The sequence below is a fragment of the Agrobacterium sp. SORGH_AS_0745 genome (genome assembly GCF_030818995.1).
GTDB lineage: Bacteria > Pseudomonadota > Alphaproteobacteria > Rhizobiales > Rhizobiaceae > Agrobacterium > Agrobacterium tumefaciens.
On the sequence record NZ_JAUTBI010000003.1, the window covers coordinates 2308542 to 2334498 of the forward strand.

Sequence of the window (25957 nt, forward strand, 5' to 3'; positions counted from 1 at the left end):
ACGATGGCCGAACTGAAACCGCTGATCGCAAAGGTCGCAAACGGGGAAAGCCTGAACCGTGAGGAATCGCGGGCCGCTTTCGACATTCTGATGTCGGGCGAAGCAACCCCGTCGCAGATCGGCGGTTTCCTGATGGCACTGCGCGTGCGCGGCGAGACGGTGGACGAGATTGTCGGCGCCGTCTCCTCCATGCGCGCGCGCATGCTGCCGGTTTCGGCCCCCGAAAACGCGATCGACATCGTCGGAACCGGCGGTGACGGCATCGGCACCTACAATATCTCGACGCTCGCCTCGATCATCGTTGCCGGCACGGGCCTTCCCGTTGCCAAGCACGGTAACCGGGCGCTAAGCTCCAAATCCGGCACGGCGGATGCGCTGTCCGCACTCGGCGTGAAGCTGGATATCGGCCCTGACCTTATCGCCCGCTGCATCAGTGAGGCAGGACTCGGCTTCATGTTCGCGCAGCTGCACCATTCCGCCATGCGCCATGTCGGTCCAAGCCGCGTCGAACTTGGCACGCGCACCATCTTCAACCTGCTCGGCCCGCTTTCCAACCCGGCGGGCGCGAAGCGCCAATTGCTCGGCGTCTTTTCGCCGCGCTGGCTGGTGCCGCTTGCCGAAGTGCTGCGCGATCTCGGCTCGGAAAGCATCTGGGTCGTACATGGCGACGGCATGGATGAAGTCACGACGACAGGCGTCACCCATGTGGCGGCGCTTGAAAACGGCAAGATCCGCACCTTCGACCTGACGCCGAAGGATTTCGGTGTTGAACCCGCTTCCATGGCAGACCTCAAGGGTGGCGACGGCATTGCCAATGCAGCGGCACTTCGCGAGGTTCTGTCCGGCAAGCGCAACGCCTATCGCGACGTATCGCTGTGCAACGCCGCGGCAGCCCTCGTCATTGCCGGCAAGGCCGAAACGCTTGGCGAGGCGATGACGACCGTGAGCCAAGCGCTCGACAGCGGCGCGGCGGCAGCAGCGCTCGACCGCCTGGTCGCCGTCTCCAATGAAACAGTCTCCGGGCAGGCCGACCACTAAAAGGAATGAGAGCGAAACCATGAGCGACATTCTGAAAAATATCGAGATCTACAAGCGCGAGGAAATTGCCGCCGCCAAGGCCAGGGTTTCACTTGCCGATCTCAAGGCGATGGCCGCAGGCCAGACTGCGCCGCGCGGTTTTTACAAAGCGCTGCGGACAAAGCAGGCTGAGGGCAAATTCGGTCTGATTGCCGAAATCAAGAAGGCCAGCCCCTCCAAGGGGCTGATCCGCCCGGATTTCGATCCGCCGGCACTGGCCGCCGCCTATGAGGCTGGTGGCGCCGCCTGTCTTTCCGTGCTGACGGACACGCCGAGCTTTCAGGGTGCGCCGGAATTTCTGACGGCTGCCCGCAATGCCTGCACGCTGCCTGCGCTGCGCAAGGATTTCATGTTCGATACCTATCAGGTGCATGAGGCCCGCGCCTGGGGCGCGGACTGCATCCTGCTCATCATGGCGTCTCTTTCCGACGATGAGGCGAAACGCCTTGAAGACGAGGCTTTTTCACTCGGCATGGACGTACTGGTCGAGGTGCATGATGCGGAAGAAACCGAACGGGCGCTGAAGCTCGCCTCGCCGCTTCTCGGCATCAATAACCGCAATCTGCGCACTTTCGAGGTCAGCCTCGAAACCAGCGAGAAACTGGCTGGCCTCGTGCCCGCCGATAAGCTGCTTGTCGGCGAAAGCGGCATCTTCACCTATGAGGATTGCCAGCGCCTCGAAAAGAGCGGCATCAGCACCTTCCTCGTCGGCGAAAGCCTGATGCGCAAGGACGATGTGACGGCAGCTACCAAAACCCTGCTAACCGGCCAATCCGGCGTTCTGGCGGCGGAATGATGCGCCGATGAGCGAGGCGACAAAGCTCACCCATATCGATGCGAGCGGCGAGGCCCATATGGTCGATGTCGGCGACAAAGCCGAGACCGTCCGTGTCGCCGTTGCCGAAGGCTTCGTGAAGATGAAGCCAGAAACGCTGGCGCTCATCCGCGATGGTAATGCCAAGAAGGGTGACGTCATCGGCACAGCCCGGCTCGCGGGCATCATGGCAGCCAAGCAGACGGCAAACCTCATTCCGCTCTGCCACCCGCTGATGCTGACCAAGGTTGCGGTGGACATTACCGAAGACGCTGCCCTGCCCGGCCTGCGGGTGGAGGCCATGGTGAAGCTCTCCGGCAAGACCGGCGTGGAGATGGAGGCGCTGACCGCCGTGTCCATCGCCTGCCTGACCATTTACGACATGGCCAAAGCCGCCGACAAGGCGATGGAGATCGTCAATATCCGCCTTCTCGAAAAGAGCGGCGGCAAGTCGGGCGATTTCCGGCGACAGGAGACCTGAATGAAGCCACTGCTGCCCGTGGATGAGGCCGTATCGCGCCTTCTGGAGGCGGCGGTTCCTGTGGTTGACAGCGAAACACTTCCGCTCGCCGAATGCGATGGCCGCGTCCTTGCGGCTGACCTTGCGGCGCGTCTGACCCAGCCGCCTTTCGATGCCTCGGCCATGGACGGCTATGCGCTGCGCAGTGCCGATGCGCCACAAATCGGGTCAGTCCTCACCGTCATAGGCCAGGCTGCCGCAGGCCACGCTTTCGCGGGCACGGTGGGTAAAGGCGAGGCCGTGCGTATCTTTACCGGCGCACCGGTGCCAGCGGGTGCGGATGCCATTCTCATTCAGGAAGATGCCGAGCTTTTCGGCGAGGGCAAAATCCGCACCGCTTTCGACATCACCGCCGGGCGCCACATTCGCCCGCGCGGACAGGATTTTGCCGAGGGCGACACCGTTTTGAAGTCCGGGCGCGAACTCGGCTTCACCGATCTCACCGTTGCGGCGGCGATGAATCACGCAACGCTTGCCGTCTATCGCAAGCCACTGGTCGCCATCCTTGCCACCGGCGACGAATTGCTACCGCCCGGAAGCACGCCCCTTCCCGCCCAGATCATCGCCTCGAACACCTTCGGTGTCGCCGCACTTGCGCGGGCAGCCGGTGCCGAGGTTCTCGATCTCGGCATTATACCCGACAACGACACGCTGATCCGCGCCGCCATCGGCAAGGCTGTCGCGGCAAAGGCCGATGTGCTCGTGACGCTCGGCGGCGCCTCTGTCGGCGACCATGATCTCGTTCAGGCGGCGCTTAAGGCCGAAGGCATGCAGCTCGATTTCTGGCGCATTGCCATGCGTCCTGGAAAACCGCTGATGGTGGGTGCCATCGATGCCATGCAGGTTTTGGGCCTGCCAGGAAATCCAGTCGCGAGCCTCGTCTGCGGCCTGCTGTTCCTCGAGCCATTGCTCCACAGAATCGCCCGTCGCATTCCGCCGCAACGCGTCACCACGGCCCGAACCGCCACACCGCTGAAGGCGAACGATCACCGGCAGGATTATCTTCGCGCCCGTTTCAGCGCCGATGACAACGGCGCTCTGGTGGCGCAAGCCTATGCCAAACAGGATTCATCCATGATGAACATACTGGCACATTCAGACGGCCTGATCGTGCGCCCGCCAAATGCGCCGGCAGTTGATGCCGGTGCGGAATGCTCGGTGATACGGCTTAGAGCCTGACGGGACATATTCCGGCGGCGCACAAAACAACGCATTGTTTCAAAATCTTGCGCAATTTCCACCGCAAGTAGTCACAGAAATGAGACGGGCTGCAGCCACTCCTGTTGAGACGACGTAATAAAAACTGTAACGTTGCTGTATCCGGACATGCGCGAAGAAGTTCGTTGCTTATAAGCGGCATCTTGCCAGATGAAAAACTCCGTGCCTCAACCATCTCCCGATTATCACCCTGCGTTGTTGTGCCGAAATAAATCACCCTAAAATCACTATCGGGATTGACAGAATAAATACGAAGCTGGCACCAAGACAAGCAGTAGAAATCAAAAAACTCCGGAACTTCCTCGAAATGAGAATTACTTATAATTATCAGCTAAATAAGATAAAAATTGCCGAAGATCAAATTTCAGGGAACAAAAATTAGTTTCCCATAAATTAAGCTTTTCAAAACGGCCTACATAATAATAATCATAGTCGATAAGCAGACTCACTGGAGTTTCTTGATGAACACGGCATCCACGCCCAAATCCACGGGGCCCGACATCGCCGGGCAGATTGCCTACGCCATGCGGAGCATGGGTGTGTCGCCGATCCCGCGCAACTACAGCCTTTTTTACGAAGCCTATATCGGCTCGAACCCGGCGCTGACGAGGGATCTGGCGGCACTGGGAAACCGGGTGACGCAGGAGGATCTGGACGAACTGTCCACGCGGTACGGGGAAGGCAATCCCATCGCCTCGATCGACGACGCGCACGAGAAGCTGCGGCGTGAACTGGAGGCGCTTCTCGGAACGCTGAGGCGCGAACAGTCCTCCATCGAGAACTACAACAGAATTCTCGGCGAGACCCGTCAGCGCATTGACGACAAGACCGTATCGAGCACCAATATCCTGAAAAATGCGGTTGCGCTGCTGGCCGAGGCCACCGGCTCGAAAATCATCGATGGCGAAAAGGCGTTCAACGACGTCAACCGCCATGCCGAGGAAATGCAACAGGTGCGTCTGGAGCTGGATGAATATAAGCGCATCGCCAATACCGATTCGCTGACGCGCCTTTCCAACCGTCGCGCTTTCGATGACAGGCTGGCCTCCGTCTACAACAGCTCCATCGGCCTGCAATATACGACGCTCATCCTGCTCGACATCGACTATTTCAAGCGGATCAACGATACGTTCGGCCACCCGGTCGGCGACAAGATACTGGCCACCGTCGCCTCCGTCATCCGCGCCAATGTCCGCAAGGACGGCTTCGTCGCCAGAAGCGGCGGCGAGGAATTCGCCATCATTCTTGATGGCAACACGCCGGAAGAAGTCATGGTGATCTGTGAGCGCATCCGCCTGTCGCTGGAAAGCACACCGTTCCGCAATTCACGATCGGGCGCCGACTACGGTACGGTGACGATCTCGATCGGCTTCGCCTCCGCCTCGCAGGCAAACAATCCGGGCGAACTTTACGGACATGCCGATATGGCACTTTACCACGCCAAGGAAACCGGCAGGAACCGTTCCGTCATTTACGAGGACGGCATGCAGAAGAACTATATCGGCAAGAACTGGCTGATTTATCGGACGTGAGAAGGATAGCGCCGGTTAGGGAGCATATTAAATGCAGTGCTCCCTCCGCCCCCACGCGCTGTTACGTGCGCACTGTTGCTGCGGCAAAACACATGTCACCACATGGTCTTCGCCGCCCGAACCACCCATTCGCGGTCATAAGTCTCCTGATCGAACTCCGCCTTGGCGGCTTTGAGCAGGCTGCCGGGTGTGGGCAGTGACGCGGGTTCCACGAAGTTGTCGGGGTTCCACAGTTCCGAACGCATCAAGGCCCTCGCGCACTGGAAATAGACCTCGTCGATTTCGACCACAATGACGGTGCGCGGGTGTTTTCCGTCCATTTCGAAGCTTTGCAGCAGATCGGGTGCGACCGAAACGACAGCGCGGCCGTTGATGCGCATCGTTGTATTCGAGCCCGGGATCAGGAACATCAGCGCCACGCGTGGATCGCGGACGATGTTCAAAAGCGAATCGACGCGGTTGTTGCCGCGCCAGTCGGGCAAAAGCACCGTCCTGTCGTCGGCCACCCTTACCACACCGCCCTTGTCGCCGCGCGGCGAACAGTCCATGCCTTCCGGCCCGACAGTCGCCAGCGCCAGAAATGGCGAAGCCTCGATCATCTGCCGGTATTCGGCGGTCAGCGTGGCTGTCACCTTCGCGATAGATGCCTCGCTTGTGCCATCGTAAATGGCCTTCAATTCCTCAACCGTGCGAATGACCGTCATTGTCCGCTCCAACTCCTGCAATCAATCTGCCCCCCCATAAATCAGGGCGCGTTATTCCTCTGCCGCTTCCGCTTTTTCCCGCTCCGCCCGTTCGCGCGCGGTGCGTGCAGCAACGAGGTCCGCCGGCTGGGCATTGCCGCGGATCAGCGACCGGCCCGCATAAATGCCGCCGACGACTTCCATCGCGAAACGTTCCTCGTCGCGGTCGCGGAATTCCTCCACCAAGCGGGCAGCATCTTCCCGCTCCTCGCCCATGGCGCCAAGCACTTCCTCGCTGAAATTCATCGCCGATTCCAGCGTCTCGCGGATCTGGTAATCCACGCCGGCCTTCACAAGATCGATTGCGTGGCCACGGTCATAGGCACGGGCAAGAACGGGAACCAGCGGAAACTCGTGCTTGACGATCTCCGCGATCCGCACAGCGGCTTCCTTGTCATCGACGCAGATCAGCACCGCACGCGCGGTGCTTGCCCCGGCGGCATGCAGGATTTCCGCGCGTGAGCCGTCGCCATAATAGACCTTGAAACCGAATTCCGCAGCATCGCGCACAAAGTCGGCATCCTTGTCGATCAGCGACAGCGTGTAGCCACGCGCGAGAAGCGGCTGGCTGACAATCTGGCCGAAACGCCCGAAACCGATCAGCAGAATGCTGCCCTCGACATTTTCCGGCACATCGAGATCATCGGTCTTGGGAACGGCCGCCGGCACCAGCCGGTCGTGCAGAATGACCATCAGCGGCGTCAGCACCATCGAGATGATGATGGTCGCCGTCAGGATGGCGTTGGCTTCGCGGTCGAGGATGCCGGCGCTGACAGCGGCGGAATAGAGCACGAAGGCGAATTCGCCACCCTGCGCCATCAACACAGCCCGCTCCAGGCTTTCGCGCCTGGTGGTGCCGAGCGCCCGCGCCACGCCGTAGATCAGGAATGCCTTGAGCAGCATGTAACCTGCGACGCTGACGACCACGAGCTGCCAGTTCGATGCAATGACGGCAAGATCGATCGCCATGCCGACGCCAAGAAAGAACAGGCCGAGCAGAATGCCGCGAAACGGCTCGATATCCGCTTCCAGCTGATGGCGGAACGACGATTCGGACAGGAGCACACCAGCCAGAAACGCGCCCATCGCCATGGAAAGACCACTGACCTGCATCAACAGCGCCGAACCGAGCACCACGAGCAGAGCGGCGGCCGTCATTACCTCGCGCGCACCGGACGCCGCCAGCAGGCGGAAGAACGGGTTGAGAAGATAACGCCCGGCCAGAATGAGCGCGCCGACGGCGGCGAGCGCGATGCCGACGGAAATCCAGCGCTCCGACTGTGTGACGTGCTCGCCACCAGCACCGAGGAAGGCAACGAGCGCCAGAAGCGGCACGATGGCGAGATCCTCAAACAGCAGGATGGCGATGATGCGCTGGCCCTTTAGGCTGGACATGCTGTTGCGTTCCTGCAGCATCTGCATGACGATTGCCGTGGAAGTCAGCACGAAGCCGGTACCGGCGACAAATGACATGATGAGCGGAAAGCCGAGACTGACGCCAACCATCGTCAGACCCGCCATACAGACCAGCACCTGCAGCGCGCCAAGCCCGAAAATATCCTGCCGCATGGACCACAGCCGTGACGGCTGCATTTCAAGGCCGATGATGAACAGGAACATCACCACGCCGAGTTCGGCGATATGAAGGATCGCCTGCGAATCGGAGAAGAAACCGAAGCCATATGGCCCGATCACCAGACCGGCGGCCAGATAACCCAGCACCGAACCGAGGCCGATGCGCTTGAAAATCGGCGCGGCCACCACGCCCGCCGCCAAAAGCACGACCACCTGGGCCAGATCATTCCCGTTCGCTTCGACCGCCACACATCACCCCGTTTAAATTGATAGAACGAGGGTGTTCCCTCCCTCACTTCCTAGCGCATCAGTATGAAAATCGAAAATGATTTTACAGATGGACGATGCGCAGATTCAACGGGTTATTTGTCCATAAGGCATGCGGGCTTGAGATGCCGCTGCCCTTCTCCCCTCATTCCCGTGCTTGTCACAGGAATGAGGGGTGGGGAGTGTCCGCAGGCCTTGCGCCCGCCTACCGGGATAGCGGTTCCCTGCTCAAGCCCTTTTCGGCGAGCTGTCGCTCATAATCGGCAAACGATGCGTCGCCGGTCTCTCCCAGTTCCTTCAGATATCTCCAGGTGAAGATGCCGCTGTCATGGCCGTCGTCGAAGACGATGCGCACGGCATAATTGCCCGTCGCCATCATGGAGCGGATCGTCACGTTGCGCTTGCCGGGAACAGTGACCTTCTGGCCCGGCCCGTGGCCCTGCACTTCCGCGGAGGGTGAAAGCACGCGCAGCATCTCGGCACCGAGCCGATAGACGCTTCCATCATCGAAGGAAACGGTCAGTTGCCGCCGGTCTTTCGACACAAGCAGTTCAGTCGGCCAGGCATCACTCATTTTTCACTTCCGCAAGCTCGTCTTATGCGTCAGAATTACGGACTTGCCTCGCGATAGGCAAGTCACTACATCACCTGTAAAGCACATGCCCGGCAATCTTGTGCCCGGCGCATCGCGCAGTGAGGACGGAGACGTGAACAGTTTCCCCGGATCGCTCGAAAGAGCGCAGTCCCTGACGGAAAACAATGCACCGATGGTGGACCCTTTCGGCCGGTCCATAACCTATCTGCGCGTTTCCGTGACAGACCGCTGCGATTTCCGCTGTACCTACTGCATGTCCGAACACATGACCTTCCTGCCGAAGAAGGACCTTCTGACGCTGGAGGAACTCGACCGGCTCTGTTCCGTCTTCATTCAACGGGGCGTGCGCAAGCTGAGGCTGACCGGCGGCGAGCCGCTGGTGCGCAAGAACATCATGATGCTGGTGAGGAACCTCGGCCGCCATATTGGCACCGGCGCGCTGGATGAGCTGACGCTGACCACCAACGGTTCGCAGCTTGCGAAATTCGCCGCTGAACTCGCCGATTGCGGCGTGCGGCGCATCAACGTCTCGCTCGATACGCTGGACCCGCAGAAATTCCGCGAGATCACCCGCTGGGGCGATATCGACCGTGTGATGGAAGGGCTGGATGCCGCGCAGGCCGCCGGCATCAAGATCAAGCTCAATGCCGTCGCGCTGAAGGACTTCAACGAGACTGAAATTCCCGAGCTGATGCGTTTCGCCCATGGTCGCGGTATGGACCTGACTGTTATCGAGACCATGCCGATGGGCGAGATCGAGGAAGATCGCACCGATCGCTACCTACCGCTTTCCAGGCTGCGCGCCGATCTGGAACAAAGCTTCACGCTTGTTGACAACGACTACCAGACCGGCGGCCCTGCCCGCTACGTGACGGTGAAGGAAACCGGCGGCAGGCTCGGTTTCATCACACCCATGACCCATAATTTCTGCGAAAGCTGCAACCGCGTCCGCCTCACCTGCACCGGCACGCTCTATATGTGTCTCGGGCAGGACGATGCCGCCGACCTTCGCACGGCGCTGCGCGCTTCCGACAGCGACGCCTATCTCTCGGGCGCCATAGACGAGGCCATTTTGCGCAAGCCGAAAGGGCATGATTTCATCATTGACCGCACCCACAAGCGCCCCGCTGTCGCCCGCCATATGAGTGTGACCGGCGGCTGAACCTGTTTCTCGTCCACCCACCCATTTAAGCGGTTGAAATGCCGGCTTGGCCGTGTCAGGTCTCTTGGCATGGAGGAATGCGCGGTCCCGCCCGGCGGGCGACCCCTGAGAGGAATTTGGGGTTAGGCTGTGCATGGTCTGGGACAGTATGAAATGGCATTGACGGACAATACGCGCGGCGCCCTTCTGATGGCGCTCGCCATGGCAAGCTTTACGGCCAACGACGCCCTGACGAAATCCGTCACCCCCTACATCAATACCGGCCAGATCATGTTCGTGCGCGGCATCATGACGGTGGTGCTGATCTATATTGCCGCCCGGCACTTCGGCGCGCTCCGGCCGCTGAAAACCCTGATGCGCCCCATCATCATCCTGCGCTGTCTCTGCGAAGTGACAGCCGCCGTTCTCTATCTGACGGCGCTCGGACTCATAGAATTTTCCAACGCCTCGGCCATATTGCAGTCCCTGCCGCTGATCGTCACGCTGGGTGCCGCACTGTTCCTGCGCGAGCCCGTCGGCTGGCGGCGCTGGGCGGCGATCATCGTCGGCTTCATTGGCGTGCTCGTCATCATCCGGCCCGGCCCGGAAGGCTTCACCTCAGGCGCGCTGCTGGTCGTCGCCTCGCTTGCGGTCACCGCCGCGCGTGATCTTCTGACCCGCAAGATGTATGCGGATGTCCCCTCGCTTGCCGTCACCTTCGTTACCGCCTCCGTCAACATGGCGGTGGGTGGCCTGCTGATCCAGCCCTTCGGCGGCTGGCAGCCCATGAACTTCATGATCCTGTCGCATCTGGCCGGTTCTGCCGTTCTGGTGCTGGTCGGTTACCAGGCAATCATTCTGGCAATGCGAACCGGCGAAATCTCCTTCGTCGCGCCGTTCCGTTACACCAGCCTGCTCTGGGGTTTCATGATCGGCGTGTTCTTCTTCAACGAAAAGATCGACAGCTTCACGATCGTCGGCGCCATGATCGTCATCGGCTCGGGCCTCTACACCTTCTACCGTGAAAGCCTGCGCAAGCGCTCGCAGATGGCCAAGCGCTCTGCCGCCACGCCCACTGCCGCGACCACCGTGCGGCCAGCTTCCGTAACGAAAGCTGCCTTTAAGGAAAAAGCGGGAGAATGACATGAAAAACGCCCGCTTTCTGGATCGCACCACCCCGCCCCACATCATCACGCTCGTCGTTATCGCCGGCGTCGCGGCGCTTTGCATGAACCTGTTCCTGCCCTCGCTTGCAGCGATGGCGCTCCATTTCGAGACCGATTACGCCGTGATGCAATTTGCCGTGTCCGGCTATCTCGCCGCCACCGCCTGCCTGCAACTCCTCATCGGCCCGCTATCCGATCTTTTCGGACGCCGGCCCGTCATGCTTGCCAGCATCGCGATGATGATCGTCGCCACGCTCGTCTGCATGCTGGCGCCAGATATCACCGTCTTCATGTTCGGGCGTGTGGCGCAGGCGGCCGTCGTTTCCGGCTTCGTGCTGGCGCGCGCCATCGTGCGCGACATGGTGCCGATGGAACAAGCCGCTTCGATGATCGGCTATGTGACCATGGGCATGTCAGTGGTGCCGATGGTCGGCCCCACGGTTGGCGGTCTGCTCAACGATATCTCCGGCTGGCAGTCCAGCTTTGCGCTTCTTGCCCTGCTCGGGGTCGGCATTCTGGTGCTCGCCTGGTTTGATCTCGGCGAAACCAATCACAACAGATCGGCAAGCTTCTCGCAGCAGTTCCACGCCTGGCCGGAACTTCTGCGCTCGCCACTCTTCTGGGGATATGCGCTGACCTCGACCTTCTCGTCGGGCATGTTCTTTTCGTTTCTCGGCGGCGCCCCCTTCGTCGGCAGCGTGCTTTATGGCCTTGCCCCGGCCATGCTCGGCCTGCAATTCTTCTTCATGGCCAGCGGCTACATGCTGGGCAACTTCGTCTCCGGCCGTTATGCGAGCCAGATCGGCATCACCCGCATGATGCTGTCGGGCAATGTCGTCGCCATCGCCGGCATTGTCGCAGCCATAGCGCTGATCTCTACCGGGGCGGAAAGCCCCTATGCGTTTTTCGTGCCGCTTGCGCTCATTGGTGTCGGAAACGGTGTGACCCTGCCAAGTGCCAATGCAGGCATGGTCAGCGTCCAACCACATCTGGCAGGCTCCGCCTCCGGTCTTGGCGGCGCCATGACCATCGGCGGCGGTGCGGCACTTTCCGTGCTTGCCTCGTCTGTTCTGTCCAAAGAGGACGGAACCTGGCCGCTTCTTCTCGTGATGCTGGCGACCGGCCTTGTCGCCCTCCTCACCACCTATATTGTAAGGCTGCAGGAAAAGCGGCAATGACGGCGCGATTTGAAATACCCGGTCTTGTGCTTGCCGGCGGCCTGTCGCGACGGATGGGCACCAACAAGGCGACCGTGATGCTGGGCGACGAACCGCTGCTTTCCCATGTCGTGCGCCGCATCGCGCCACAGGTGTCAGATGTCACCATCAATGCCGCGAATGGCTGGGCCGAAAGCTTTGGCCTGCCGTTGCTGCCTGACACCGTGAACGGCCATGCCGGGCCGCTCGCTGGCGTTCTCGCCGGCATGCGGCATTTCCAGAACCATCACGCCCGGAAAAGCCACTTCCTGACAGTGCCCGCCGACAGCCCGTTCTTTCCCGAAGATCTCGTCGACCGCCTCTGCGAACACATGGCCGAAGACGCAATCGTCATCGCCGCCTCCAGCGGCCAGTTGCACCCGGTTTTCGCACTATGGCCCGTGGCGCTCTCGGACGATCTGGAGGAATGGCTGAAGAACGATGCAAACCGGCGCATCCGCGCCTATCTTGCACGACACGTCACGATCGGTATCGCCTTCCCGCCGCTTGAAACGGCCAAGGGCAGCCTCGATCCGTTCTTCAACATCAACACGCCGGATGAACTGGCGCTCGCTCGAAGCTATCTGGAGAGCATGGAACCATGATGAGCCAAAAGGTCTTCGGTATTGCCGGCTGGAAAAACTCGGGCAAGACCGGCCTTGCGGTCCGCATCGTCACCGAGCTGACGGCGCGCGGCTATCGGATCTCGACCATCAAGCATGCCCATCATGATTTCGATATCGACAAGGTCGGCGCCGATAGCTGGCGTCACCGTCAGGCGGGCGCGCACGAGGTCACCATCGTCTCCGGCACCCGCTTTGCCATCATGCATGAATTGCGCGGCGAAGCCGAACCGTCCTTCGAGGAAATCCTCGCCCGCCTCGCCCCTTGCGATCTCGTACTGATCGAGGGTTACAAATACGAGCCGGTGCCGAAGATCGAGGCGCGACGGCTGGAAGCTGCCAAGACCGAACCGCTTGCCGGAAGCGATCCGCACATCATCGCAATTGCCGCCGATCACGCGGTGACCGACACCACTCTTCCCGTCTTCGACCTCGACGATACCGCCACGATTGCGGACTTCATCGAGAAGACGGTTGGGTTGGTGAGGGCGTAACTGCCGTTTCGGCAAACTCTTCTCCTCCGTCATCCTCGGGCTTGACCCGAGGGCCCGCAAACCGACCGCACCATGGATCCTCAGGTCAAGCCCGAGGATGACGTCGAATGTGTGAGGACGTTTGGCCTACCCCCAAAAATGAAAAAGCCGGGCGTTCGGCCCGGCTTCATCATTCCTTGAGACGCAATACCTATTCAAGGAAACCGGAGGGGTTCACCGGCGTCGCATCCTTGCGAACTTCGAAGTGAACCTGAGGACGTTTGGCGCTGCCAGTCATGCCTGACGTGGCAATGGTCTGGCCGCGCTGAACCTTCTGGCCGCGCTGCACGTCGAGATTGGCGGCGTTGCCGTAAACGGTGACCTTACCGTCGTCATGACGGACGAGAACCGTATTGCCGAGCTGCTTAAGGCCATTGCCCGCATAGATGACCACACCGTTTTCGGCGGCCTTGATCGGCGTGCCTTCCGGAACGGAGATGTTGATGCCATCGTTGCGGCTGCCTTCGACGTTGTCGCCGAAATTGTTGATGACGGCGCCACGAACCGGCCAGCGATATTTGCCGATGCCCGTGGATTCCGGAGCGAGCGAGGCCATATCGGACTTCTTCTCGATATCGCCGACGCTTGCCGTTGCGGCAGGAGCGGGCGGTACGGTCGCAGCTGCGGCAGGAGCCTTGTAGGGTTCCGGCTTGGCGGATGCGGTTTCCACTGCCTTGGCCGCTTCCTTTGCGGGTACGGAGGCTGTCTTAATGGCGTCGGTCGAAGCACCCGGCATGGCGAGTGTCTGGCCGACACGGATGCTTTCGGTGGAAATGCCGTTCGCGGCCTTGAGGGCTGCAACCGAAACGCCGTTTTCACGGGCGATCTTTGCCAGGCTGTCGCCCGGCTGAACCTTGTAACCACCGGCTGGCGGCATAGGCTTGCCACCGGGAGGTGTGAGCTTGCCGTTTTCAGCCGAAACCTTGTCGCGGGCAACACTCTGCGAGGGAAGCACGGCTACCTTCTGGTCTGGACCACGCAGCGGGTTCGGCTCGTCGCCGTTGCGGTTGAGCGCAATGTCACCAGCCGCAGCCTTGGCGGCATTGCGGACCTGACCGAATTTCGGAATAAGGATCGACTGGCCAGCCTGCGCGGACGCCGCGGTTTTCAGACCGTTGACCCGCAGCAGTTCCTTTTCGGGAACGCCGTAGCGGTTGGAGATAGTCGCGATGCTTTCACCCGGACGCAGCGTTACCGAAGAGGCGCCATCCGTATGCCAGCCGTTCTTGTCGGAACGGACGGTTGCGGTGGTGAGATTGTCGGCGACGGGAGCGGCAGCCTGCTGTGCAGGTGCTGCGAGAGACGGAGCGGCTGGTCGTTGTGCGGACGGGAAAGGCTGGGCCATGGCTTCGTTGCGGGTCGACGGGTCGCGGCTTGCCACCGCCGGCGGAGCCGACAGCTCGGAGCGCTGCACCGGAGAGGCCGAAGCCGAACGGGCCGTCGAAGGCTGAACGCCACCGCCGTAACCGCCGGAAGACGGATAGGAGTTGGCCGCCATGTTCTGATTGGCGTAGCCGCCCTGGGGTGCCGCAGAGGCATAACCACCGTTCATGTCGCCTTGCGGGACCGGGGCCTGCCCATAAGCACCGCCGCCCTGGCGGGCTGGAATTGACGCTGTCGTCATCCGATCCGGTCCACTGGAAAAGAGGCCGCTGAACCGCGTTGCATCCGAGCTACAGCCCGTTGCGACGCTTGCCAGCAATGCCGCTGCGAACATTTTTGCGACTGATTTTCCGATTTTAGACGAATGTCTCATACGCATAACTCGATCTACACTGACGCCAACCCGCCGCATCGAGGTCGATCCGGCACAAATTTCACTTCTTGCAAGGCCCATTTCCCGATCCCGGGAAAACCATGCGTCGATGTTTATGATTAAAGCGCGTTAGTGTTACCACGCCGTTAAAACGTTAAGCCGCTCGGCGCTTTTTTGACACTTCGATAACCATGACGAAAACGGCATGCGTCATGTCTGAACAATATTATTATGGAAAATCAGTTGGTTGCGATGATTTAGAACATTCTAAGACGAAAATTAATCGCCTTCGATATTTTCATTTTGTCACAAATGCCGGGCAATATGGCTGCCAAGCGGCAGATAGGGCGTCTCGAACAGCTCTTCCTTCTCGAAGCGGCTGCCGGTCTTGGAGAAGCGCGTCATCACGCAGCGCCCGTCTTCCAGAATGATCGGCGCGATCATCATGCCGCCGGAGACGATCTGCTCGGCGAAAAAGCGGGGCATGGTGGTAAAGGCGGCGGTGGCGACGATTCGGTCGAAGGTGCCCTCGCCGACCAGACCGTTGCTGCCATCCGCCTGGCGGATGACGACATTGCGGATGGAAAGATCGTCCAGACAGTTCTGCGCCTGCTGCACCAGTGTCTTGTATCGCTCCAGCGAAAAGACCCGCTCCACCCGGCGCGCGATGATCGCCGTCATGAAACCGCTGCCGGTACCGATTTCCAGCACGCGCTGGCCCGGCTTCAATTGCAGGCGGGCCAGGATTTTCACCGCCATGTCAGCGCCTTCCATGAAGGCGCCGCAGTCGATCGGGATTGTACGGCTGGAATAGGCATCAGCGGCGAATTGCGGTGGCACGAATCTGGAGCGCGGCGTCTGTTCGACCGCCGTCAAAAGGTCGAGATCGGAAATCCCCTCGCCCCGCAAGCGGAGAACGAGAGCGGCAAAACCTTCCTTTTCAACCATTGCGGATTTCAATCGGCGACTCCGAATCCAAGTGCTTGCGCAACCCGATCCTTGACCGTGTAATCCGTAAGGTCAAGCTTTAGCGGCGTGACCGAAATCTTGCCGTGCTTCAAAGCGTGGATATCCGTGCCCTCGAGGAAGGTGCCGAGGCGTTCGCCAAAGCGCAGCCAGTAGTAAGGAAGACCACGGCCATCCTGGCGTTCTTCTACCGTCAGGCCGAAATCGAGCTTGCCCTGCCCGGTAACGGAGACACCCTGCACATCATCAGGTGCGCAATTGGGGAAATTGAGATTGAGGAAGGTGCCATCAGGCAATTCCACATTCATCAGCTTGCGCAGCAGATCCGGCGCATGGGTCTCAGTCACCTCCCACGGCACGACGCGGCCTTCGGAATGGCTGAAAGCCTGGCTGAGTGCGAAGGAGCGTACCCCTTGCAGCGTACCTTCAATGGCACCGGCAATCGTGCCGGAATAGGTGACATCGTCAGCCATATTGGCGCCGGCATTGACACCTGAGAGTACGAGATCGGGCTTTTCCGGCAGAACTTCACGGATGCCCATGATGACGCAATCGGTCGGCGTACCGCGCAGCGCGAAATGCTTGTCGGAAACCTTGCGCAGCCGCAGCGGCTCGGAGAGAGTAAGGGAGTGAGCAAGACCGCTCTGGTCGGTCTCGGGCGCCACGATCCAGACGTCATCGGACAGCGTGCGGGCGATACGTTCCAGCACCGCCAGCCCTTCGGCATGGATACCGTCGTCATTGGTCAGCAAAATCCGCATGTTTCTCTCTCCGCTTTTCATATCTTCCGGGACGGAGCATCCTCCCCACCGGCAGTGAGGTGTGCAGTTCTCTCAACGTCATCCTCGGGCATGTCCCGAGGATCTAATCACGTCTAAATCAATCGACAGGTTGCAGATCCTCGGGACAGGCCCGACGATGACGTCGGCGTAATTGGAAGATTCTCCTTCCAATAGCACGACACTGCTCTCCCTCAGGCCGCCTTCTCGATCCGTGTCAGACCGCCCATATAGGGCAGCAGCACGTCTGGAATTGTGACGGAACCGTCGTCGTTGAGATAATTTTCGAGAACCGCGATCAGGCAGCGGCCGACGGCGGTGCCGGAGCCGTTCAGCGTGTGCACGAACTTCGTCGCCTTGTCGTCCTTGCCGCGATAACGCGCATTCATGCGCCGCGCCTGGAAATCGCCGCAGACGGAGCAGGACGAAATTTCGCGGTAGGTGTTCTGGCCCGGCAACCAAACTTCCAGATCGTAGGTCTTGCGCGCGCTGAAACCCATATCGCCGGTGCACAGCGTCATGGTGCGGAAATGCAGGCCAAGACGCTTCAGCACTTCTTCGGCGCAGGCCGTCATGCGCTCATGCTCGGCAACAGCACTTTCCGCGTCGGTGATGGAGACGAGTTCGCATTTCCAGAACTGGTGCTGGCGCAGCATGCCGCGTGTGTCGCGGCCGGCAGAGCCCGCTTCCGAACGGAAGGACGGCGTAAGTGCCGTGAAGCGTAGCGGCAGCTTTTCCTGCTCGAGAATTTCGCCGGAGACAAGGTTGGTCAGCGTCACTTCCGCCGTCGGGATCAACCAGCGGCCATCAGTGGTCTTGAACAAATCCTCGGAAAACTTCGGCAATTGGCCGGTGCCGAACATCGCCTCATCACGCACCATCAGCGGCGAAGAGACTTCCGTGTAGCCATGTTCCGAGGTGTGCAGGTCGATCATGAACTGGCCGAGCGCCCGTTCCAGACGCGCCAGCTGGCTGGTCAGCACGGTGAAGCGCGAGCCGGAAAGCTTGGCAGCCCGCTCGAAATCCATGTAGCCGAGCGCTTCGCCAATCTCGAAGTGCTCCTTTGCTTCATGGTTCCAGCCGGGCTTCTGGCCGACCACGCGGGTCACCACATTGTCGTGTTCGTCCTTGCCGTCAGGAACATCGTCGAAAGGCATGTTGGGCAGGCGCGACAGGGCGTCGTTAAGCTCGGCGGTGACCTGGCGGTCCTCCTCCTCGGCGCGCGGCATGTTTTCCTTGATGTCGGCGACTTCCGCTTTCAGCTTTTCCGCCAGCTCCATGTTCTTCTGCGCCATGGCGGCGCCGATGTCCTTGGAAGCGGCATTGCGACGCGACTGCATGTCCTGCAGGGACTGGATGACGGAACGGCGCTTTTCGTCGAGAGCGATCAGGCTGCTTGCGGCAGGCTCTGCGCCGCGCCGTGCAAGTGCTGCATCAAAGGCTTCGGGGTTTTCGCGTATCCATTTAATGTCGTGCATCGTCGTTCCAGACTATTGTTGGTCGCTCGCGTTTTATCAGCAAAACGCCGGGCGAAAGGCCCGGCGCGAGGAGATTTGATGAGCAGGAAGACCGTGGCGAAGCGTCAGGTCTCTTCCAGCTCCGTGCTTTTGGATTCCGCAGCACGTTTCCTCTCCACGAGTCGAGCCATGTAGATGGAAATCTCGTAGAGAATGATCGCAGGTAGCGCAAGACCGATCTGGGACATGGGGTCTGGCGGCGTCAGCACGGCCGCAACCACGAAGGCCATGACAATGGCGAACTTGCGCTTTTCCCGCAGCCAGTCGCTGGTCAGAATCCCGACCCGCGCCAGAAGCGTGGTGACGACAGGCAGCTGGAATACCAGGCCGAAGGACAAAACCAGCGTCATGATGAGGCTGAGATATTCCGACACCTTCGGCATCAGGGAAATCGCCACCTCGCCATCTACTGGCAATTGCTGCATGGCGAGGAAGAACCACATGACCATGGGCGTGAAGAAGAAATAGACGAGCGCCGCGCCGATAAGGAAAAGGATCGGCGATGCGATCAGGAACGGCAGGAAGGCCGCGCGCTCGTTCTTGTAGAGGCCCGGCGCCACGAATTTATAGAGCTGCGAGGCAATCACCGGAAAGGAGATCACCATGGCACCGAACATGGCAACCTTGATCTGCGTGAAGAAGAATTCCTGCGGCGCCGTATAGATCAGCGATGATTTCGCCACATCCAGCCCCGCCCAGATGACCGCCCACTTATAGGGAATGACCAGCAGGTTGAAGAGATGCTTGGCAACGGCGAAACAGGCGATGAAGGCGACGAAGAACGCGCCGAGCGACCAGATCAGCCGCGTGCGCAACTCCATGAGATGTTCGATAAGCGGCTGCGGCTTGTCCTCGATGTCCCCGCTCATGCTTCATCCTTTTTGGGCTTTGCAGCCTTGGTTCTTGCCGGTTTGGCCGGCTTGGCATCCGCAACGGCAACCGCCTTCTCCGCTGCCGCTTTCCTGACAGCAACCTTTTTGGCGACAGCCTTCACGGTCGGCTTCAAGACAGCAGCTTCTTCAACAGGCGCTGCGGCAGGCTTGCTGCGGGTGGTGCGCTTCGGCTTGGCGGCAACCGCTTCGGCTTCAACGGTCGCAACAGATTTCGCACGCGCACGCTTCGGCTTTTCCTCCGCAGCAGCAACCGCAGTAACCGGCGAAGATGCAGAAGGCGTGGGAACGACCGCAGGCGCCACATCCGGAAGCTTCATCTCGGGCTCCGGCACACTGACAAGCGGAGCCACCGGCTCACTTGTTGCAGGTGCTGCTGTCGACGACATCGCATCGGGAGCGGCTGTCGCCTTCTGGAGATCGGACTTGATTTCGTTGCCGAGCTGGCGAAGCGGGTTCATAGCATCGCGCAGGGAATTGGTCGGGTTGAGATTGCGCACATCGGAGATTGTCTGCCGCACATCGTCCATGTCTGCCTCTTTCAAGGCCTCGTCGAACTGCGTGCGGAAATCCCCCGCCATCTTGCGAAGGCCGGCCATCGTCTTACCGAAGGCGCGGATCATGGGCGGCAAGTCCTTGGGACCGACGACCACGATCAAAACGACCGCGATCACCAGAAGCTCGCTCCAACCGATATCAAACATCAAAACGCTCCCGAGACCCTAGCGCCAGTCTCAAAACAAGCAGGTTCAAGCCGCTTACTTGATCTCGTCAGCCTTGTGGTCAACAGTCTTCGCGTTGACATCGGCCGGCGGCGGAGTCTGATCTTCGTCAGCCATGCCCTTCTTGAAGCTCTTGATGCCCTTGGCGACATCGCCCATCAGTTCCGGGATCTTTCCGCGTCCGAAGAGAACGAGAACGATCACCAGCACGATCAGCCAATGCCACACACTAAAAGAACCCATAACTGAAACTCCTGAATTTCGCTTTCAGACGATGTAAGACGTTTGAAAGGCTTTTTCAAACAACAAATCGTTGCTTCAACAGGCTGTGGGCATAAAGTTTTCGTGCCTTGTCATCCGCATGAAGACGATATCAATCGTCGCCATCGCCGCCACCAGGTGCAAGCAGGCCCAACTCTTCCAGATCGAGCTGCGTGATCGGGTCTTCGTCTTCGCGCAATTCGTCGCTCATCATCGGCAAAGGCACGCCGAAATTGGAAGGAATACGGCCCGAAAGCAGGCCCGCACCCTTCAGTTCCTCAAGGCCCGGCAAGTCCCGCAATTCCTCAAGGCCGAAATGGTCGAGAAACTCCACCGTGGTGCCGATCGTCACCGGCCTGCCCGGCGTGCGCCTGCGGCCCCTGAAACGCACCCAACCCGCTTCCATCAGCACATCGAGGGTACCGCGTGAGGTTTGCACGCCACGGATTTCCTCGATTTCGGCGCGTGTCACCGGCTGATGATACGCTACAATCGCCAGAACCTCCAGCGCCGCACGCGAAAGCTTCTTAGGTTCCTTTTCCTCAGAATGGACGACGAAGGAGAGATCGCCGGCCGTGCGGAACGCCCATTGCCCCCCAACCTGCACCAGATTGACGCCCCGCTCGCCATAAGCCGCCTTCAGCCCGTGGAGTATGGCAACGACATCCATGCCGCGCGGCAGGCGCTCGGCAATGAAGGCAACTGAAACCGGTTCGGCCGAGGCAAAGACCAGCGCCTCGGCAATGCGCTCGGCTTCCTTCAGCTGACGCTCGGAAAATACCGCGGGCTCGGCCCCAACCACATCCGCCGCCCCATCTGCCACGATGGCGGCTTCGCCGGTCTCGTCGTCATGCGTCATTATCAGTCCTTTCCGCATTCGGCGCGCGGTCATCTCGCTCGCTCCTGCGCACATAGATGGGCTGGAACGCGCCCTCCTGCCGGATTTGCAGCGATCCCTCGCGCACGAGCTCCAGCGAGGCGGCGAAAGCGCTGGCGATTGCCGTCACGCGCATCGCGGGGTCAGGCACATATTGCAGCAGATATTGGTCGAGCACCGTCCACTCGCCGACATCCCCGAGCAGACTGTTCAGGAGTTCCCGGGCTTCCACAAGCGACCAGACCTGCCGCTTTTCAATCGTGACCTGGGTGATGGCCTGCCTTTGCCGCAGATTGGCATACGCACTCAGGAGATCGTATAGGTTCGCCTCGTAAGCCGAGCGGTTGATATGCGGAATATGCTCCGGCGCGCCACGGGCGAAGATATCGCGGCCAAGCTGGGCGCGGTTGACGAGGCGTTCAGCCGCCTCCCGCATCGCCTCCAGACGTTTCAGCCGGAAGGCCAGCGTCGCGGCCATTTCTTCGCCGGAGGGGCCGTCATCCTTCGCCTGCTGCGGAATGAGAAGCTTGGACTTGAGGAAGGCAAGCCAGGCCGCCATCACCAGATAGTCGGCCGCAAGCTCGATGCGCACGCGGCGGGCTGTTTCCACGAATTGCAGATATTGCTCGGCAAGCGCCAGCACCGAAATGCGCGACAGATCGACCTTCTGCGTGCGGGCAAGGTGTAGCAACAGATCGAGCGGGCCTTCGAAACCCGCGACATCGATCACCAGCCCGGCCTCGCCCGTCAGCCGCTCCGGCGTCACATCCTGCCAGAGCTTGTCCATAGGCGTTGAAGTGCGAGACTTGTCTGCTGCCATTGTTCCATCCGCCGGGCGTCCGGCCTGTCGTCCCGAGTACCGGGCCGCCGCCCGATTGTCAGGAAACGGCCCACATGGCGTTGAATTCGGCTCTCAGTTCAGCTTCGTCGGAGGCATCAGCGGCGGGAAAACCCGCTTCCACGGCCCGCACCCGCTCCAGCGAACGGCCGGAAAGAACGGGAACCTCCTTAACGACCTCAAGCATTTCACCCATCACGCCGTTGCAATGCAAGACTATATCGCAGCCACCCGCAACAATATTCGCGGCACGCTGGCCAAGCGTGCCCTTCAGCGCATTCATGGAACTGTCGTCGGACATCAACAGACCGTCAAAGCCGATTCGCCCACGAATGATTTCCTCGATCACCTTTGGCGAGGTCGTTGCCGGACGCTCCCGATCGACGGCGTTGAACACCAGATGCGCGCTCATCGCCATCAATTCACGGTTCAGCGCGCGGAATGGCACAAAATCATGGGCGTCCAGCTCGTCCAGCGGCACATCGACAACAGGCAATTCATGGTGCGAATCCACCATGCCGCGACCGTGGCCCGGCATGTGTTTCATGACAGGCAACATACCGCCCGCCTTGAGACCGTCAGCCGCCGCCTGCCCCATCTCCGCCACCATGGTCGGGCTGTAGCCATAGGCCCGGTTGCCAATGACGTTGCTGGCGCCTTCCACCGGCACGTCGAGCACCGGCAGGCAATCGATATTGATGCCGAATTTCATGAGATCGAAGGCATGCAGACGCGACATCAACCACGCCGCGCGCAGGCCTTCCTCCCGGTCACGCTCGTATATCTCGCCAAGAATGCGGGCATTCGGATAGGCTTGCAAAAGCGGCGGCTTGATGCGCTGAACGCGCCCGCCTTCCTGATCGATCAGAACCGGGGCATCCGGCCGCGCGACGGCATCGCGCATTGAGGCGACGAGATCGGTAATCTGTTGCGCATCACCGATATTGCGCCCGAACAGGATGAAACCCCAGGGCCGCTCATTGCGGTAAAGGGCAATCTCGTCAGCGGAAAGCGTAAGCCCGCCGCATCCGAGGATCATAGCTTTGCAATCGGTCATGATGTCACGCTCACAGAATGGGGAAATGGCCTTATACCGCAAGGCGTCGGGGATAAGTCGACAACCCCTCCGCCGTCATGCTCGGGCCTTTCCCGAGCATCTGCAACCTAACGGTTGGCGAAACGTTGGCAGATCCTCGGCACGGGGCCGAGGATGACGTCGAATGTGAGGAAAGCCTTTCCCCACTGCGAGGGCTGCCTTAGACGGCAGCCCCAATCTTCACTCAACCGGATCAGCCGCGATCAGCGCGCCACCAGGCAGCTGCCGCCAGCTGCGCGGAACTTTTCGCACAGCGCCACGGCTTCGTTCTTGTCGCCTGCCGGGATGCGGACGCGGTAGAACGTGCCCTTGCCGGCGATCTCAGCGGCCTTGATGTCGACGCCCCGACCAGAAATGACCGAACCGAACTTGGCCGACATGTTCTGGTAGGACTTCTGGGCCTCCGCTTGGCTCGGCAGGGACGCGATCTGGATGTAATAACCACCCGAAGACGGCGCGCTCGTTGCTGCGGGCATGGCGGCGGCTGTCTGCTGCTGTGCAGCCTGCGGCTGGGCCGGAGCAGTTGCAGCAGGACGGACGTTGCCCTGATTGGTCACCGTTGCCACCACATTGGAAGGCTGTGCAGACGGACGCGCCGAAGGAACGGGCGCAGCCGACTGCGAGGCCGGTGTGGAGGAAGCGGCTGGCGTATTGGCCTGCGGGTGTTCAGGCGCAACCGGAACACGCGAAGCGGCGATGACGGCGGGAGCGCCCTCACCCGGCTTGGCTGCCTGCGGTGCAGCAAGCTCCGCGACCTTGTCGGCTTTCGGTGGCTGGGCAGCAGGCGCATCGACTTCCTGGGCAACCAGCGTACCATCAGGCTTGACGATCATGGTGCGGACCTTGCGCGGCGAAACGCCCGTCGCACCGGCACCTTCGTTCTGGCTGGCCTTTTCTTCCGGCGAAAGCAGCCGCGGATCTTCAGTCTCGCCAACCGGCGTGCCGGTGGCTTCCATGTCCGCGTCGTTTTCACCTTCCAGCGGCAGCTGTTCGGGTATCAGCGTACGCTGGACCACATCGACTGGCTTTTCGTTGCTGGAGATCAGCGCCGGTTGCTTCGGATCGGCAGCGCTACCACCGGCCACGCGGTCGTAAACCGCCTTGTCCTGATTGGGCACGACGCGGCCACCCGGATTTTCCGGCACCACCTTCATCGGGTCGTTATCGGCGGAAATGATGACCGGCGCGCCATTGGAGCCCGCACCGGACGAACCGCCCGACATCAGCGCGTAAACACCACCACCGACAAGCACCAGACCGATTGCTGCGGCAACCGGCATGATCCAGCGGCGACCGCCGCGTTCTTCTTCTTCGCGATAGGCCGGCTGATGGTCGACATAGGTATTCTCGGCATCGCGCGGCGCATTGCCACGCGAGGCAGCAGCCTCCTGCATGGAGCGGCGGAAATCTTCTTCCAGCGCCCGCTCAAATTCGTCGACCTCCTCCGGACCCTGTGCCTGAGGACGCGCCTGCGGGGCAGCAGCCCGGTTTTCCGCATGTTTGTGACGGTCGAGACCACCGGCAACCGCCGGGGCAAACAGCGTTGCGAGCTCGGTGTCGATATCGAGGTCTTCTTCGTGACGACGGGCGACAGGCTTGGGTTCGAAAACGCCGACCGGCAATTCCGGCACGTCCATCTCGGTAATATTTTCCGGATGTTCTTCCGTCTCACCGATCTGCGAGGGATCGAAAGGCAGGCTTTCCAGCGTTTGTGGCGCAACCGGCTGCGGTGCGGCTGCAACCGGACGCGGCTGAACCGGAGGGGCGGCTACCGGAATTGCAGCAACCGGGGCCGGGCGCGGCTGAGGTGCTGGCTGTTCCCGCACCGGCTGCGGCGCGGCGGCAACCGCTACCGGAGCGACCGGCTGCTGGCGAACGGGCTGCGGCACAGGCGCAGGTGCGACTTCCGCTGCAGCGATTTCGGACAGGTCGAGGTCAAGATCGAGATCATCAAGCGCAAGCTCGAAATCATCGTCGTTGAAACCTGCGAAATCCCCAAAGTCCGGCTCCTGAACGGGCGGCGCTGCTACGACCGGGGCTGCTTTTACAGGGGCTGCGGCAACCGGCGCCGTGGCAACCAAAGGCGGCTCCACTCTTGCAGCCGGAACGATAGGCGCAGCCTGTGCGATGGGGGCATCCTGAACGACAGGCTCTTCGCCGCGTCCGGGAATGGAATATTTCGCAACGCCGTAGATCAGCTCGTCCATCGGCGAAAGATTTGTTTCAACCGGCTTTTCTGCAACCGAAGGCGCAAAGGTCGGTGCGGTTTCTTCCGCCTGAACGAAGACGGGCTCAGGCGCCGGAACTGGTTCGGCCTGTGGCTCGATCCGGGCTGCAGGCAGCGCTCCGGCCCTCGGCTCGATCCGCTTGGGATCACCTGCCGCAACATCGCGGCGCGCGCCGAAATTGGCAAGCGGCAGACGCAGGCTGGAAAATTCCAGCGAAGAACGGCCACCATGCGAAGGCGGACGCACGGAAATCGGTGCAGGCGCTTCGGCGACGGCGATCTCTACCTCATCGGCAAGATCGAAAGCCTGCGGCTCAGGCGCATGGCTCTGATCGGAATGCGCAATATTGCTCGAAACATCGGCCGGAAGCTCAGGCATAGCGTGCCAGGTGCTTTGAGCCGGCTCGACAGCCTGCGGCTCTTCCCATGCAGCCTGCTGGTAAACCACCGGCTCGGCAGGGCGCGATTGGCGCGAATGCACATCGAACACCTCGGCAACCGCACCGGCATCATCACGGAAATCCGCGCGGATGTCCTGCGTCGACGTCTCGACGTAATTGTGAATGTAGGCCTGATCGGCCTCGGGAAGTGGCTCCTGGCTCACTTCGGATGCGGGGCTTGCCTCGAACACGGGTTCGTCCGCTGGCGCAAGCTCAGGCTCACGCCGGGCGAAAACCGATTCGACGCGCTGCATGAAGTCGCTGGGGTGGATGCCCGCACGCACATCGTTTGCCGGGTCAAGAACGACCGGATCGGCATGCGGCGCATCGTAAACCTCGAACTCTCGAAGCAACTCGTCTTCGAGATTGAATTCGGGTTCGCGGCGGGTTGCCGCAGAGCCGGCGCGTGGCGCAGCTTCGGAACCCGCATGCGAAGGACGCTCATCGAAACCGACGATACGCGCCAGTTCTGCCAGAGGATCGTTGTCAGCGAACCCTTCAGACCGGGCGTCCCGGTTATACGCGACATTTTTTTCGACCATTACGTGTTCCACCATCTACGCATTGCAGCTCTTGCCAGCGTATTGT

At 60.8% G+C, this 25957-nt stretch carries 24 protein-coding genes; 10 read left to right on the plus strand and 14 right to left on the minus strand.

All coding sequences use genetic code 11. From position 1 onward, the window contains the following. The first annotated feature begins 3 nt into the window (after positions 1-3). The 5 genes from trpD to QE432_RS21040 all read left to right on the plus strand — a co-directional run bounded on the left by trpD (position 4) and on the right by QE432_RS21040 (position 5161). The gene (gene trpD / locus QE432_RS21020; protein WP_013636264.1) at positions 4-1038 is read left to right on the plus strand and encodes an anthranilate phosphoribosyltransferase; all 1035 of its coding nucleotides are present in this window, start codon (positions 4-6) and stop codon (positions 1036-1038) included. Positions 1039-1057: 19 nt separating this feature from the next. Next, positions 1058-1873 carry an indole-3-glycerol phosphate synthase TrpC gene (gene trpC, locus QE432_RS21025; protein ID WP_111796362.1) on the plus strand — a complete coding sequence of 272 codons (816 nt, stop codon included), beginning with the start codon at positions 1058-1060 and terminating at the stop codon, positions 1871-1873. A gap of 7 nt (positions 1874-1880) precedes the next feature. Then, a complete protein-coding gene (gene moaC / locus QE432_RS21030) occupies positions 1881-2372 on the plus strand; it encodes a cyclic pyranopterin monophosphate synthase MoaC (RefSeq protein ID WP_003515564.1) in 492 nt (163 codons plus the stop codon). Further along, entirely contained in the window at positions 2373-3590 is a 1218-nt protein-coding gene (locus QE432_RS21035; RefSeq protein ID WP_306625526.1) for a molybdopterin molybdotransferase MoeA, read from the plus strand. Positions 3591-4090: 500 nt separating this feature from the next. After that, positions 4091-5161 (plus strand): GGDEF domain-containing protein, encoded by a 1071-nt coding sequence (locus tag QE432_RS21040; protein WP_306625528.1) that lies wholly within the window; start codon positions 4091-4093, stop codon positions 5159-5161. 95 nt (positions 5162-5256) lie between these two features. On the opposite strand, the gene QE432_RS21045 is transcribed toward QE432_RS21040, so the two are convergent. From QE432_RS21045 to QE432_RS21055, 3 genes are all read right to left on the minus strand, one after another. Further along, on the minus strand, positions 5257-5865 hold the full coding sequence (locus tag QE432_RS21045) for a pyridoxamine 5'-phosphate oxidase family protein (RefSeq protein WP_306625530.1): 609 nt from the start codon (positions 5863-5865) through the stop codon (positions 5257-5259). A gap of 51 nt (positions 5866-5916) precedes the next feature. Further along, complete coding sequence (locus tag QE432_RS21050) at positions 5917-7728, minus strand: monovalent cation:proton antiporter-2 (CPA2) family protein (RefSeq protein ID WP_111796359.1); 1812 nt, start codon at positions 7726-7728, stop codon at positions 5917-5919. 223 nt (positions 7729-7951) lie between these two features. Then, entirely contained in the window at positions 7952-8320 is a 369-nt protein-coding gene (locus tag QE432_RS21055) for a gamma-butyrobetaine hydroxylase-like domain-containing protein (protein ID WP_003515573.1), read from the minus strand. A gap of 85 nt (positions 8321-8405) precedes the next feature. On the opposite strand from QE432_RS21055, the gene moaA reads away from it, so the two are divergent. The 5 genes from moaA to mobB all read left to right on the plus strand — a co-directional run bounded on the left by moaA (position 8406) and on the right by mobB (position 12961). After that, positions 8406-9503 (plus strand): GTP 3',8-cyclase MoaA, encoded by a 1098-nt coding sequence (gene moaA / locus QE432_RS21060; protein WP_162633747.1) that lies wholly within the window; start codon positions 8406-8408, stop codon positions 9501-9503. Positions 9504-9656: 153 nt separating this feature from the next. Beyond that, positions 9657-10625, plus strand: a complete 969-nt coding sequence (locus QE432_RS21065; protein ID WP_306625532.1) for a DMT family transporter — start codon at positions 9657-9659, stop codon at positions 10623-10625. A 1-nt stretch (position 10626) separates the two neighbouring features. Beyond that, the gene (locus QE432_RS21070) at positions 10627-11826 is read left to right on the plus strand and encodes a multidrug effflux MFS transporter (protein ID WP_025593627.1); all 1200 of its coding nucleotides are present in this window, start codon (positions 10627-10629) and stop codon (positions 11824-11826) included. Then, positions 11823-12449 (plus strand): molybdenum cofactor guanylyltransferase MobA, encoded by a 627-nt coding sequence (mobA, locus tag QE432_RS21075; RefSeq protein WP_306625534.1) that lies wholly within the window; start codon positions 11823-11825, stop codon positions 12447-12449. Before QE432_RS21070 ends, mobA begins: the two co-directional genes overlap by 4 nt. After that, positions 12446-12961, plus strand: a complete 516-nt coding sequence (gene mobB, locus QE432_RS21080; RefSeq protein ID WP_113291776.1) for a molybdopterin-guanine dinucleotide biosynthesis protein B — start codon at positions 12446-12448, stop codon at positions 12959-12961. The genes mobA and mobB overlap by 4 nt, the downstream gene beginning before the upstream one ends. A 190-nt stretch (positions 12962-13151) precedes the next feature. Here mobB and QE432_RS21085 read toward each other — a convergent pair whose 3' ends face one another. The 11 genes from QE432_RS21085 to QE432_RS21135 form a co-directional block, all read right to left on the minus strand. Next, positions 13152-14717 (minus strand): LysM peptidoglycan-binding domain-containing M23 family metallopeptidase, encoded by a 1566-nt coding sequence (locus tag QE432_RS21085; RefSeq protein ID WP_306625536.1) that lies wholly within the window; start codon positions 14715-14717, stop codon positions 13152-13154. A 345-nt stretch (positions 14718-15062) separates the two neighbouring features. After that, a complete protein-coding gene (locus QE432_RS21090; RefSeq protein WP_029658770.1) occupies positions 15063-15704 on the minus strand; it encodes a protein-L-isoaspartate(D-aspartate) O-methyltransferase in 642 nt (213 codons plus the stop codon). A gap of 8 nt (positions 15705-15712) precedes the next feature. Beyond that, positions 15713-16483 carry a 5'/3'-nucleotidase SurE gene (gene surE, locus QE432_RS21095; protein ID WP_013636276.1) on the minus strand — a complete coding sequence of 257 codons (771 nt, stop codon included), beginning with the start codon at positions 16481-16483 and terminating at the stop codon, positions 15713-15715. A gap of 212 nt (positions 16484-16695) precedes the next feature. After that, a complete protein-coding gene (gene serS, locus QE432_RS21100) occupies positions 16696-17979 on the minus strand; it encodes a serine--tRNA ligase (protein WP_065687302.1) in 1284 nt (427 codons plus the stop codon). A gap of 104 nt (positions 17980-18083) precedes the next feature. Continuing rightward, a complete protein-coding gene (tatC, locus tag QE432_RS21105) occupies positions 18084-18887 on the minus strand; it encodes a twin-arginine translocase subunit TatC (protein ID WP_003515595.1) in 804 nt (267 codons plus the stop codon). Continuing rightward, a complete protein-coding gene (gene tatB, locus QE432_RS21110) occupies positions 18884-19612 on the minus strand; it encodes a Sec-independent protein translocase protein TatB (RefSeq protein WP_065702450.1) in 729 nt (242 codons plus the stop codon). The genes tatC and tatB overlap by 4 nt, the downstream gene beginning before the upstream one ends. 54 nt (positions 19613-19666) lie before the next feature. Next, entirely contained in the window at positions 19667-19873 is a 207-nt protein-coding gene (locus QE432_RS21115; protein WP_003515599.1) for a twin-arginine translocase TatA/TatE family subunit, read from the minus strand. 130 nt (positions 19874-20003) lie between these two features. Next, positions 20004-20750 (minus strand): SMC-Scp complex subunit ScpB, encoded by a 747-nt coding sequence (gene scpB / locus QE432_RS21120; RefSeq protein ID WP_019566157.1) that lies wholly within the window; start codon positions 20748-20750, stop codon positions 20004-20006. Continuing rightward, complete coding sequence (locus tag QE432_RS21125) at positions 20740-21588, minus strand: segregation and condensation protein A (protein ID WP_111790282.1); 849 nt, start codon at positions 21586-21588, stop codon at positions 20740-20742. Before QE432_RS21125 ends, scpB begins: the two co-directional genes overlap by 11 nt. Positions 21589-21646: 58 nt before the next feature. Beyond that, on the minus strand, positions 21647-22663 hold the full coding sequence (nagZ, locus tag QE432_RS21130; RefSeq protein ID WP_026330914.1) for a beta-N-acetylhexosaminidase: 1017 nt from the start codon (positions 22661-22663) through the stop codon (positions 21647-21649). A 242-nt stretch (positions 22664-22905) separates the two neighbouring features. Beyond that, positions 22906-25911 (minus strand): SPOR domain-containing protein, encoded by a 3006-nt coding sequence (locus QE432_RS21135; RefSeq protein ID WP_306625539.1) that lies wholly within the window; start codon positions 25909-25911, stop codon positions 22906-22908. Between the last annotated feature and the right edge of the window lie 46 nt (positions 25912-25957).